General features: G+C 63.1%; 2 protein-coding genes. One reads left to right on the top strand and one right to left on the bottom strand.

Annotated elements, in window-relative coordinates; all coding sequences use genetic code 11:
* Positions 1-2: 2 nt before the first annotated feature.
* A complete protein-coding gene (locus TU75_RS01150) occupies positions 3-10,490 on the top strand; it encodes an amino acid adenylation domain-containing protein (RefSeq protein WP_060547976.1) in 10,488 nt (3,495 codons plus the stop codon).
* Positions 10,491-10,854: 364 nt separating this feature from the next.
* On the opposite strand, the gene TU75_RS01145 is transcribed toward TU75_RS01150, so the two are convergent.
* Positions 10,855-13,287 carry a TonB-dependent siderophore receptor gene (locus tag TU75_RS01145; protein WP_197676836.1) on the bottom strand — a complete coding sequence of 811 codons (2,433 nt, stop codon included), beginning with the start codon at positions 13,285-13,287 and terminating at the stop codon, positions 10,855-10,857.
* Positions 13,288-13,394 lie beyond the last annotated feature (107 nt).

The following is a 13,394-nucleotide window of genomic DNA, read 5'->3' as shown; positions in this document are numbered from 1 at the left end:
CCATGCTTTCCAACCCTAATATCGACCTGGTTTCGCGCTTTCTTCGCCTGCCGCTGGAACAGCGCCAGCAGTTTTACCAACGTCTGCACAGCCGTGGCATGAGCTTCGCGCAATTGCCGATTGCCTCGATCCGCGAGGACGGTCACAAGCTGCCGTTGTCCTTCGCTCAGGAACGCCAGTGGTTTCTCTGGCAGCTCGACCCACACAGCGCGGCTTACCATATCCCCGGTGCCCTGCGCCTGCATGGGCAGTTGGACCTGGCGGCGTTGCAGCGCAGTTTCGATACGCTGCTGGCCCGTCACGAGAGCTTGCGCACGCAACTGGTCGAAGACGGTGAACACCTGTGGCAACAGGTATTGCCCCAGGCGCGGGTCGAGATCCGGCAGGCGCGTGTCGACGAGTCGCAACTGATGGCGCAGGCGCACGCGCAGGTGGACCTGCCTTTCGATCTGCACCAGGCACCGCTGTTGCGCGTGAGCCTGCTGCAACTGGCCGATGATGAACAGGTGCTGGTGATGGTGCAGCACCACATCGTGTCCGATGGCTGGTCGATGCAACTGATGGTTGAAGAACTCGTGCACTTGTATGCCGCTTACAGTCAGGGGCACACGCCGCAATTGTCCGAGCTGCCGATTCAGTACGCCGACTACGCCCTGTGGCAACGCCGCTGGATGGAAGCCGGGGAAAAGGCGCGCCAGCTGGCCTATTGGCAGAACCTGCTGGCAGGCGAGCAGCCGGTGCTGGAGCTGCCGCTGGACCGCCCGCGCCCGGCGCAGCAAAGCCATCGCGGAGCCAGCTTGCAGGTGCATCTGCCGACGGCGCTGGTCGCCGGCCTCAAGCGGTTGGCGCAGCAGGAGGGCGTCACGCCGTTCATGCTGTTGCTTGCTTCCTTCCAGACCCTGTTGTACCGCTACAGCGGGCAGTCGGACATCCGCATCGGTGTGCCGGTGGCCAACCGCAACCGCCTGGAAACCGAGCGATTGATCGGGTTCTTCGTAAACACCCAGGTGCTCAAGGCCGACCTCGACGGCCAGATGAGCTTTGCGCAACTGCTGCAACAGACCAAGGCACGCGCGCTGGAGGCCCAGGCCCATCAGGACCTGCCGTTCGAGCAACTGGTGGTGGCGTTGCAGCCCGAGCGCAGCCTGAGTCAGAACCCGCTGTTCCAGGTGATGTTCAACCACCAGACCGACGCCCAGCGCGGCCATGAAGCCCGGCAGTTGCCGGGCCTGCGTGTGGCGGAGCTGGACTGGGACAGCCAGACCACCCATTTCGACCTGAGCCTGGATACCCACGAATCGGCCGACGGGCTGTGGGCGGCGTTCACCTATGCCACCGACCTGTTCGACGGCACGACCATCGAGCGCCTGGCGCAACACTGGCAGCACCTGTTGCACGCGGTGGTGGATGCCCCGCGCAGCGTGCTTGCCCAGTTGCCAATGCTGGGCGAGGCGCAGCGGCGCGTGGTGCTTGAGGACTGGAATGCGCCGGCTTGTGGCGTTGCCGCGCAGGCGGTGCACCGGTTGTTCGAAGCCCAGGCCGAGCGACAGCCTGAACGTCAGGCCCTGGCCCTGGATGACCAGGCCCTCAGCTACGGCGAATTGAACCAGCAGGCCAACCGCCTGGCGCATGTGCTCATGGCTCGGGGCGTCGGTCCGCAGGGGCTGGTGGGCATCGCGGTGGAGCGCTCGTTCGCGATGGTGGTGAGCCTGCTGGCGGTGCTCAAGACGGGCGCGGCCTACGTGCCGTTGGACCCCGAGTACCCCCGTGAGCGCCTGCTGCACATGCTGGAGGACAGCGGTGCGAGCCTTGTGCTGACCCAGTCCGGCTTGCGTGAGCGCCTGCCGCTGCCCGAGCGGGTAACCGCCGTGGAAATCGACCTGATCCAGGCGCAGTTGGCGGTGAGTGGCGCTGACAACCCGGCGACCGATGTCGAGCCGCAAAGCCTGGCCTATGTGATCTACACCTCCGGCTCCACCGGCAAGCCCAAGGGCGTTGCCATCAGCCACGGGGCTTTGAGCGAGTTCGCCGGCATCGCCGCCGATTACTCACGGCTGGTGCCCCAGGACCGCGTGTTGCAGTTCGCCACGCTGAACTTCGACGGCTTTGTCGAGCAGCTTTACCCGGCGCTGACCCTCGGTGCCACCGTGGTCTTGCGGGGGCCGCAGCTGTGGGACGGCGCTCAGCTGTATCAGCAGATCATCGAGCAGGGCATCACCCTGGCCGACTTGCCCACGGCCTATTGGAAACTGTTCCTGCAGGATTGCCTGCAAGCGGGCGCGCGTTCCTATGGTGCGTTGCGCCAGATCCATATTGGCGGTGAAGCCATGCCGCTCGACGGCCCACAACTGTGGCAACGCGCGGGCCTGGGCCATGTGCGCCTGCTCAATACCTACGGGCCCACCGAAGCCACGGTGGTTTCGAGTGTGCTGGACTGCACCGACCCCGGCGTTATCAACGGCGTGACCGCAAGCCCGATTGGCCGCGCAGTGCCCGGACGCGGGCTGTACGTGCTCGACCGCGACCTCAACCTGCTGCCCCCTGGCGCCGTGGGCGAACTCTACATCGCCAGCGCCCAGGGGCTGGCCAGTGCCTATCTGAAGCGGCCGGGCCTGACGGCCGAGCGCTTTGTCGCCAACCCGTTCAGCGACGTCGGCGCGCGCCTTTACCGCACCGGCGACCTGGCGCGCTACCGCGCCGACGGGATCGTCGAGTACGTTGGGCGGGTCGACCATCAGGTCAAGGTGCGCGGCTTTCGCATTGAGCTGGGCGAGATCGAAGCCCTGCTGCTGGCCCAACAGAACGTGCGCGAAGCGTTGCTGCTGGCGGCTGACAATCAGCTGCTGGCCTATCTGGTGCCCGCGCAACCGCTGGGCGAAGCCGAACGCGGCGAGACCGGCGCGGCGCTGATGGCCACCTTGCGCGAACACCTGCCCGATTACATGGTGCCGGCGCACCTGATTTTCCTTGAGCGCATGCCACTCAATCCCAACGGCAAGCTGGATCGCCAGGCGTTGCCCAAGCCCGACGCGAGCGCGGCGCAGCAGGACTGGCTGGCACCGGTCACGCCGCTGCAGCAACAGGTGGCGGCGATCTGGGCCGCTATTCTCGGCGCCGAGCATGTGGGCCTGAACCAGCACTTCTTCGAGCTGGGCGGGCATTCGCTGCTGGCGATGCAAGTGGTGTCGCGGATTCGTCACACCCTCGGCCTGGAAGTGCCGCTCAAGGCGCTGTTCGAACACCCTCGGCTGGCTGCATTTGTCGACGCGTTGCACACCCGGGACGCTGCTGTCTCCACGGCGCCGCCGTTGCTGCCGGCAGGGCGCGAGCAGCCCTTGCCGCTGTCCTACGCTCAGGAGCGCCAGTGGTTCCTGTGGCAACTGGAACCGTCGAGCGCTGCGTACCATATCCCCAGCGCCTTGCGCTTGAAAGGGCAGCTGGACATGGCAGCCTTGCAGCGCAGTTTCGACACCCTGCTGGCCCGCCACGAAAGCCTGCGCACGCGCCTGCGCCAGGACCCGGACCGCACGGTTCAAGTGATCGAGCCTCACCTGGCGTTGCCCATCACGCTGGCTGACGTCGATGAAACCCTGCTCCAGGCGCGCGTCGAAGCGTTGATCGCCGAGCCCTTCGACCTGCAGCAGGGCCCGTTGCTGCGTGTGGCGTTGCTGCGCCTGGCCGCTGATGAGCATGTGTTGGTGCTGGTGCAGCATCACATCGTCTCCGACGGCTGGTCGATGCAACTGATGGTCGAGGAACTGGTGCGGCTCTATGCCGCTTACGGCCAGGGCGAGGACCTGCAGTTGCCGACGCTGCCGATCCAGTACGCCGACTATGCCCAGTGGCAGCGCAACTGGATGGAAGCGGGCGAGAAGGAGCGCCAGTTGGCCTACTGGCGCGAGATGCTCGGCGGCGAGCACAGCGTGCTGGAGTTGCCGTTCGATCACCCGCGCCCGGCGGTGCAAAGCCATCAAGGCGCGCGGCTGGCCTTCGAATTGGCGCCGCAGCTGAGCGAAGGCCTCAAGGCCCTGGCGCGGCAGCAGGGCGTGACCCTGTTCATGCTGCTGCTGGCGTCCTTCCAGGCGTTGCTGCATCGCTACAGCGGCCAGGAAGAAATCCGTGTCGGCGTGCCGATTGCCAACCGTAACCGCAGCGAGACCGAGCGCCTGATCGGTTTCTTCGTCAACACCCAGGTGCTCAAGGCCGACCTGCACGGGCAGATGAGCGTCGAGCAACTGGTGCAGCAGACCCGCCAACGTGCGCTGCAGGCCCAGGCCCATCAGGACCTGCCGTTCGAACAACTGGTGGAAGCGCTGCAACCGGAACGCAGCCTGAGCCATAACCCGCTGTTCCAGGTGATGTTCAATCACCAGACCGACGTTGGCCAGGCCCAGGTCCAGCAGCAACTGCCGGGGTTGTTGGTGGAAGGGTTGACATGGGAAAGCAAGACCGCGCATTTCGACCTGGACCTGGATATCCAGGAATCCGCCGAGGGCATCTGGGCCAGCCTTGGCTATGCCACGGACCTGTTCGACGCCGGCACCGTGCAGCGCATGGCGCGGCACTGGCAGAACGTGCTGCAGGGCATGGTCGCCAACCCGCAACAAGCCCTCGGCCAATTGAACCTGCTGGAGGCTGGCGAACAGCAGCAGATCCTCGAACTGTGGGATCACAGCGCTGCAGGCTTCTCGTCCCAACGTCTGGTGCACCAACTGGTCGCCGACCGTGCGCAGGAAACGCCCGATGCCGTGGCGGTGAAGTTCGCTGACGAACAGCTCACCTATGGCGAACTCGACCGCCGCGCCAATCGCCTGGCCCAGGCGTTGATCGCCCGCGGTGTCGGCCCGGAAGTACGGGTGGCGATTGCCATGCCGCGCAGTGCCGAGATCATGGTGGCGTTTCTCGCGGTAATGAAGGCCGGTGGCGCGTATGTGCCGCTGGATATCGAGTACCCGCGTGATCGTCTGCTGTACATGCTGCAGGACAGTCGTTCGCGGTTGCTGCTGACACACTCGTCGGTGCAGCAGCGCCTGCCGATTCCCGAAGGGCTGCAAGCCCTGGCGGTGGACCAGTTGCATGCCTGGTCCGACGACAACCACGCCGCGCCGGATGTTGCACTGCACGGCGACAACCTGGCCTACGTGATCTACACCTCCGGCTCCACCGGCATGCCCAAGGGCGTCGCGGTCGCGCACGGCTCGTTGGTGGCGCACATCATCGCCACCGGCGAGCGCTACGAAACCGGCCCGGCCGACTGTGAACTGCACTTCATGTCGTTCGCCTTCGACGGCTCACATGAGGGCTGGATGCACCCGCTGATCAATGGCGCCAGCGTGCTGATCCGCGATGACAGCCTGTGGCTGCCCGAATACACCTACCAGCAAATGCATCGCCACAGCGTGACGATGGCGGTGTTCCCGCCGGTGTACCTGCAACAACTGGCCGAGCATGCCGAGCGCGACGGCAATCCACCGGCCGTGCGGGTCTATTGCTTCGGCGGTGATGCCGTGGCGCAAGCCAGCTACGACCTGGCCTGGCGCGCGCTGAAACCCACCTACCTGTTCAACGGCTATGGCCCCACCGAGACCGTGGTCACGCCGCTGCTGTGGAAAGCGCGCCGGGGCGACCCGTGCGGCGCCGTGTATGCGCCAATCGGCACGCTGCTGGGCAATCGCAGCGGCTACGTGCTGGACGCGCAACTCAACCTGCAACCCATCGGCGTGGCCGGCGAGCTGTACCTGGGCGGCGAGGGCGTGGCGCGGGGCTACCTGGAGCGTCCGGCACTCACCGCCGAACGCTTTGTGCCGGACCCGTTCGGCCAGCCCGGCAGCCGCGTCTACCGCAGTGGTGACCTGACCCGTGGCCGTCCGGACGGCGTGGTGGACTACCTCGGCCGTGTCGACCATCAGGTTAAAATCCGCGGTTTCCGTATCGAACTGGGCGAAATCGAAGCGCGCCTGCGCGAGCAGCCAAGTGTCGGCGAAACCGTGGTGGTGGCCCATGAAGGCCCGACCGGCAAACAATTGGTGGCCTACGTGGTGCCGCTGGACACGGCTTTGCTGACGGATGCCATCGCCCAATCGAGTGCGCGCGAAGCCTTGCGCAGCGCCCTGAAAACCCGTTTGCCCGACTACATGGTACCGACCCACTTGATGTTCCTCGAACGCATGCCGCTGACCCCCAACGGCAAGCTCGACCGCAAGGGCCTGCCCGTGCCGGATGTGAGTCTGATGCAGCAGGTGTATGTGGCGCCGCAGAGTGAGCTGGAGCGGCAGGTAGCGGCCATCTGGGCCGAGGTGCTGGGCGTGGAGCAAGTCGGCCTGGCCGATCATTTTTTCGAGTCCGGTGGCCACTCGCTGCTGGCGATGCAGGTGATCTCGCGCCTGCGTCATTTGCTGGGTGCAGAGGTGCCCCTCAGAACCCTGTTCGAGCAACCGCGCCTGAAGGGATTTGTCGAGGCGTTGAGCGATCCGCAGGCATCGTTGACGAGCGCGCCGCCGATCCTGCCGGTCAGCCGTCAACAGCCGCTGGCGCTCTCGTATGCCCAGGAACGTCAATGGTTCCTCTGGCAATTGGACCCGCACAGTGCCGCCTATCACGTGCCCAGCACATTGCGTCTGCGTGGTTGGCTGGACCCGCTGGCCTTGCAGCGCAGCTTCGAAACACTGGTGGCCCGGCATGAGAGCCTGCGCACTCAGGTGTATCAGGACGCAGGCCGTGCCGTGCAAGTGGTGCGTGAAGTGGGCGCAGTGGGCATCGTGCAGGCGCCGGCCACCGAAGCTGATTTGCAGCGTCTGGTCGAGGCCGAGACTGCGCGACCTTTCGACCTGCAACAGGGGCCGTTGCTGCGCGTGACGTTATTGCGCCTGGCCGAAGACGACCATGTATTGGTGCTGGTGCAGCATCACATCGTGTCCGATGGCTGGTCGATGCAAGTGATGGTGGATGAGCTGGTGCAGTTATACGCCGCTTATAGCCGGGGCGAGGACCTGCAATTGCCGGCGTTGCCGATTCAGTACGCCGACTATGCGCAGTGGCAGCGTGACTGGATGGCTGCCGGTGAGCGCAATCGCCAACTGGGTTACTGGCAGGCATTGCTGGGTGGCGAACAGCCGGTGCTGGAGCTGCCGATTGATCGACCGCGCCCTGCGGTACAGAGCTTCCGTGGCGCCAGTCTGGAGATCAACCTTGACCCGGCGTTGGTGGCAGGGCTCAACGCCCTGGCCCAGCGGGAAAATGTCACGCTGTTCATCGTCTTGCTCGCCTCGTTTCAGAGCGTGCTGCACCGTTACAGCGGCCAGCAGGACATTCGTGTCGGCGTGCCGATCGCCAATCGAAATCGAGTTGAGACCGAGCGTCTGGTGGGTTTCTTCGTCAATACGCAGGTGCTCAAGGGCGACATCGATGCCCAACTGACGGTCACTCAATTGTTGCAGCAGGCCAGGCGCCGGGCGCTGGATGCCCAGAGCCATCAGGACCTGCCGTTCGAACAACTGGTGGAGGCGCTGCAGCCTGAACGCAGCCTGAGCCATAACCCGCTGTTCCAGGTGATGTTCAATCACCAGAGCCAGGCACGGCTGGCCAGCACTGGCCAGCAACTGCCGGACCTGACCATTGAAGGGCTGGATTGGGGGACAAAGACCGCGCAATTCGACCTGAGCCTCGACACCCAGGAAACCGGCGATGGGCTGGGCGCGATCCTGACTTACGCCACCGACCTGTTCGACGCTGCCACGGCCAAGCGTATGGCGCGCCATTGGCAGAACCTGTTGCAGGCGATGCTGGGTGATCCACACCAGCGGGTCAGTCAATTGACGCTGCTGGAGCCTGTGGAAGAGCAGTTGATGGTCGAACAATGGAACGACACGGCGCAGGATTATCCATTGCAGCGCAGCGTGCAGCAGTTGATCGAAGCGCAGGTCAGCCGTGCACCGGATGCCCAGGCTTTGGTATTTGCCGCAGAGTCGCTGAGCTATGCGCAGATGAATGCTCGCGCCAACCGTCTGGCGCACCGTCTGATACAGCAGGGCGTAGGGCCCGACGTGCTGGTGGGTGTGGCGATGGAGCGTTCCATCGAAATGGTGGTGGCGCTTCTGGCCGTGCTCAAGGCCGGTGGTGCCTATGTGCCGCTTGACCCTGACTACCCGCGCGACCGCCTGGCCCACATGCTGGAGGACAGCCAGGTGCATCTGCTGTTGACCCAGGCGCACTTGATGCAGGCCCTGCCGATCAGTGATCCCGAGCGCTGCTTGCTGGTGGAGCAGGGTGATCGCTGGCTGAGCGACTATGCCGATACCAATCCTGACGTGGCCGTGGACGCTGAAAACCTCGCCTATGTCATTTACACCTCTGGCTCCACCGGCCAGCCGAAGGGCGCGGGTAACCGCCACTGCGCGTTGACCAACCGCTTGCTGTGGATGCAGCAGGCGTACGCGCTCGATGCCGACGATACGGTGCTGCAAAAGACACCGTTCAGCTTCGACGTCTCGGTATGGGAGTTTTTCTGGCCCTTGATGACTGGCGCTCGACTGGTGGTCGCCGCACCTGGCGATCATCGCGACCCGTCACGGCTGGTGGAGCTGATCAATCGGCAACAGGTGACCACCCTGCATTTCGTGCCTTCGATGCTGCAGGCATTCCTCCAGGATCCGCAGGCCGCCAGTTGCCAGGGTTTGCAGCGCATTATCTGCAGTGGCGAAGCGTTGCCTGTGGACGCCCAGCAACAGGTGTTCGCCAAGCTGCCGAACGCTGGCCTGTTCAATCTGTATGGGCCGACGGAAGCTGCCATCGATGTAACCCATTGGACATGTGTGAATGAGCAGCGCGACAGCGTGCCGATTGGTCGGCCAATCGCCAATCTGCGCACGCATGTGCTGGATGCGCTGTTGCAGCCGGTCGCCGCAGGTGTCGCCGGCGAGTTATACCTGGGCGGTGTCGGGCTGGCGCGCAGTTATCATCGACGCCCCGGCCTTACGGCCGAACGCTTCGTGCCGTGCCCGTTCCAGCCTGGCGAGCGGTTGTATCGCACGGGCGACCGGGTGCGCCAGCGTATGGATGGGGTGACCGAGTACATCGGGCGTCTTGATCATCAGGTAAAACTGCGCGGTTTGCGCATCGAGCTGGGTGAGATTGAAGCACGCTTGCTCGAGCATCCGCAGGTGCGCGAGGCGTCGGTGCAGGTCCATGAAGGAAAGTACCTGGTGGGTTATCTGGTGCTGCAGGAATCGACCCAGGCGTGGCGTGATGCCTTGAGCGCTCACTTGCTGGCGCATCTGCCGGACTACATGGTGCCTGCGCAATGGGTGCTGCTGGAGCGGATGCCGCTGAGCCCCAATGGCAAGCTGGACCGCAAGGCCTTGCCCGCGCCGGACGCCAGTGTGCATGAGCGACGTTTCGTGGCTGCGCGCAATCCGCTTGAGCAAACGCTGGTGGCGGTATGGCGCGAGATTCTGGAGGTTGAGCAGGTTGGTGTCGAAGACAATTTCTTTGAGTCGGGCGGGCATTCGTTGTTGGTGTTGATGCTTAAGGAGCGTATTCGCAAGGCGGTCGGCGTGGAGCTGTCGGTAAGTCAGTTGATGCTCCACCCGACGGTCGCAGGGCAGGCGGCGTGCCTTGAGGGAAGTGCCGGGCGGTCTTTGATCGTGAGGCTGAACAGCCAGACTCAGGGAACACCGCTGTACCTGTTCCATCCCAGCTACGGTTCGGTGCATTGCTACAAAGCGATTGCCCTTGCCTTGCGTGAGCAACGGCCCGTGATGGGGGTGATGTGTCGTGCCTTGGCCGAGGAGGGCAGCGAGGTGCCGGCCTGGGCGGCAATGGTTGAGGATTACACGGCGCAATTGTTGAAGGCCCAGCCCGAGGGGCCATTCCGCCTGGCCGGTTGGTCTCTGGGGGGCAACTTGGCGATGGAGGTTGCCTACGGCCTGGAGCAGGCGGGACGGCAAGTGGAATGTGTGGGTTGGATCGACGCTTCGCCGCCGCAGTGGGTCAAGCCGTTTTGGGACACGGCGGTCATGGTTGACGAGCGAGACGTTTCTGCCAATGACCGGCGCGTGGAGTTGCTGGAGGTGATGTTTCCCGAATCATCCCAACACATTCATGCGCAATGGTCAGCGCTGCAACGGGCAGGGGCTGAAGAGGGCGAGCAGTGGACTGAATTCAGCCGCTGGGCAGAGCAGAACCTGGGTGAGCGCTTCCATGAACTCAAGGATGAGTTGCTCGGTGGCCACGAGGCGCAGATATCCTGGGAAGTTGACCGCATTCTCGGCCAGCGCCTGCATGATGCCGACTTCAAGGCGATCAAGGCGCCGATCAGTTGCTGGTGGGCGGCCTTGAGTCGTACCGGGGTGCATCGTCAGTTGATTGAGGCAACCATGCTGGAAGTCACCGGGCAATCAGCAATAGAACGTTCGGTGCTGATCGAGACCAGCCATGATCGGTTGATCGATAACGCCGAGTTCGTTCGCAGCTTCGCCGCCGCGATGGCCTGATGTTGCAGGGGGTGCCCTGACTCCGTTCAGTTAAGGAAAGTGTGTGGGCTTATTGTGGCGAGCGGGCTTGCCCCGCGTTGGGGTGCGAAGCGCCCCCAATCCAGCAAAACGCGGTGTACCTGATACGGCTCAGGGCCTGGTTTTGGGGCTGCTGCGCAGCCCAACGCAGGACAAGCCTGCTCGCCACAGGGAATCTGCGTTTAACTGAACAGCATTAGGGCAAGCCCGCTCGCCACAGAGGCTCCAGTTTGCTGCGTGACAGCGCTAGATCGCAGATTGGGCGTGGCGGCACACACAAAAACGCCCCGGGCCTTGAAGGCTCGGGGCGTTTTAATTCAGACCGTCATCCGTTGATTGATGCGCCTCAGAAGTCCCAGCGGGTGCTGAGCATGAAGTTACGAGGTTCACCATAAGCGGCGGAGTTATAGAAGCCGATGTTGGTGTAGTAGGACTTGTCGAAGACGTTATTGATATTCAACGTGGCCGACACGTTTTTGGTGAATTGATAACGCGCCATCGCGTCCACCAGCCAGTAGGCCTTTTGAGAGAATTCCTCATAGCCGCCACGCGGACTGTTGTAGATATCCTGCCAGCCAACGCTCTGCCAGCGAGCGCCACCGCCGACGGTCAACTTGTCCAGATTGCCCTTGAGTTTGTATGTGGTGTAGAGGCTGACCTGATCTTCCGGTTCGAACGTGGAAATTTTCACGTCCTTGTCGTCACGCACAATCTTGTGGGTGTAACCGCCCTGGAGTTGCCAGCCCGGAGCGATTTCGCCTGACATTTCCAGCTCGTAACCCTTGGTCACGGCCTGGGTGCCCTTGAACGCATAATTCGACGGCGTAGGCTTCAAGTTGTTGTAGTCGTCGTCCGACACGGAACGGTTGTCTTCATGAATCTCGAAGTAGGCGGCGCTGGCGTTCACACGACCATCCAGGAAGTCTGCCTTGATGCCCAGCTCCCAGTTCTGGCCTTCGTCCGGCTCAAGCAGTTTGTCGTTCCTGTCGCGGTTGTAGCTTTCCTGTGGCATGAAAATGTCGGTATAGCTGGCGTAGACCGAGTAGGTATCGTTCAGGTCGTATACCGCACCGACGTAAGGCACAAAACGTCCCGACTCACGGTAGGTCGGGTTATTACCGGTCACCGTGTAGTTGACAACGCGGCCGCCAAGCAACAGCTTGAGGTCGTCGGCGAGGTTCAGGCGGGTAGTCATGTACATGCCGGTCTGGCGTACGGTGTCGTCGATTTTCGATTGCGACTGACCCCAGTCCGGTTCGCGGGCGTTACCGTGCCAGTTGTTGAAGTCGACCAGGTTGGGCGCAAGGTTCCAGTAACCGTTGCCCTTCCACTCCGAGGAGCTGATGGAGCCACCGAATACCAGTTCATGCTCGCGGCCACCCAGGCTGAAGGGGCCGCTCACATACAGGTCGCCCGAGTCACTGACGGTTTCACCGGTGTATTTGCCCGAGGTGAGCTGCGATGTACCGTCCAGAGCCGGGGTATCGCCCTGAATCGAACCCATCAGCGCGTGATAACCGTTGATCTTGTGGTCCAGCTGCAGCTTGGTGACCCAACCTCCACCGAGGTCATGCTCGAGCATGGCGAACGCGGTGCGGGTGTACTGCTCCCAACTGCTCCAGTCGGCGGCGTTGTTGAACGAGCGCTTCACTTTGTTGCGATTACCCTGGGCGTCGATCAGCGGGAAGCTGCCGGACCACGAAGAGCCTTTGGGCAGGCTGTCCTGATAGTCGCCGCCTACCGTCAGCATGGTATCGGGCGACAGGTCGAACTCCATGATGCCGTAGTAGGTCGGGCTTTTGCGCTCATAGCGGTCCATGAACGAGTGTTTGTCCTGATAGGCGGCGACGGCGCGGCCACGCACATTGCCGGTTTCGGTCAGCGGCCCGCTGACGTCCAGTTCGCTGCGGTAGTTGTCCCAGGAACCGGCGCCCAGTGAAGCGTGGCCCTGGAAGTCGGCGGTGGGTTTTTTACGCACCAGGTTGATGGTTGCGCCCAGCGAACCTGCGCCGGTCAACAGGCCGGTGGCACCCTTGAGCACTTCGACGCGGTCGTAGATCGCCATGTCGCTCAGGGTGTTGCCTGCCGAGTAGGCAACGTTGCGCGAGGTGGACGGAATCCCGTCGTACTGGAAGTTATTGATGGAGAACCCCCGGGCGTAGTAATTGCTGCGCTCGGTGTCGAAGGCGGAGACCGTAATGCCCGGCGTGTGGCGCATCACGTCATCCACGTTATTCAGACCGAAGTCATCCATGTGTTGACGGGTGACGACGGTGACCGACTGTGGCGTTTCCTTTGGCGTCAGGACCAGGCGTGTGGAGGTCGCGATGGACCCCGGCGTATAGGAGCCGGTGTTTTCGGTGACGTTGCCGAGCATGTTGCCGGTGACCTGGGTGGGGCTCAGCTCCAGTCCGGTCGCGGTCCCCGCAGCGGTGATGGTCAACGAGTTGCCGCTGAGGCTGTGGGTGGTCGAGGTGCCTGCCAGCAGCGTGGCGATCGCCAACTGCGGCTCCATCTTGCCCTTGACCGCGCGGCTGTTCTTGCCCTGCACATCCCCGGGGCTATACAACACCTGCACATTGGTCTGCCGGCCGAATTCCTGCAGCGCGCTCCCCAGCGGCTGTGCAGGAATATTCAACTCGATCTCCTGGGCCTGTACATAGCCTGCAATCGGCAGCGATACCGCAAGCGCCAGGGCACTCGGAAGAAGGTTGATGTTCAAGGCCCGGCGCATGGATAGCGCTTTGCTCAGGGGGCTGAGACCGAGTCGTGCTGGCATGGATGCTTTCTCTTCTATGTTTTTAAGTGGGCAATTCTAAGTGTTTATTGAGGTCAATTCTCATTACCACTAGTGAGACGTTCCTACTTGGGGAAACCGGAAAATAA

Origin of the sequence: Pseudomonas poae (assembly GCF_001439785.1) — a bacterium.
GTDB lineage: Bacteria > Pseudomonadota > Gammaproteobacteria > Pseudomonadales > Pseudomonadaceae > Aquipseudomonas > Aquipseudomonas poae.
This window is presented reverse-complemented; position numbering and strand designations above follow the sequence as displayed.

Bases quoted from the DNA above. Each gene is read 5' to 3' on its own strand.
- TU75_RS01145 (WP_197676836.1), bottom strand. From the start codon at position 13,287: ATGCCAGCACGACTCGGTCTCAGCCCCCTGAGCAAAGCGCTATCCATG.
- TU75_RS01150 (WP_060547976.1), top strand. From the start codon at position 3: ATGCTTTCCAACCCTAATATCGACCTGGTTTCGCGCTTTCTTCGCCTG.